1 protein-coding gene is annotated in these 247 nt (G+C 69.2%); it reads left to right on the top strand.

Annotation, left to right across the window (positions count from 1 at the left end; translation table 11 throughout):
* Nucleotides 1–247 (top strand): NUDIX domain-containing protein (locus ACZ3HG_RS24525; RefSeq protein ID WP_465335097.1); only part of this gene is annotated, 247 nt, incomplete at both ends.

Here is a 247-nt window from a genome sequence, read left to right as displayed (position 1 = left end):
AGACGCTGATCGAGGGGGCGGTGCGCGAGGCGCTCGAGGAAACCGGCTGGGATGTCGAGCCGCAGGCTCTGCTCGGCATCTACGAATTCAAGCCGGACGGGCTGCCCTACGGCTTCCTGCGCTTTGCCTTCATCGCCGAGGCCCGTCGTCACCATCCGGAGCGTGCGCTCGATGCCGGCATCGCGCGCGCGGTCTGGCTGACGCCCGAGGAGCTGAAGGCGAGTGTCGCGCGCCATCGCAGCCCGAT

This window comes from Erwinia sp. PME.40.26/001 (assembly GCF_055556675.1).
This window is presented reverse-complemented; position numbering and strand designations above follow the sequence as displayed.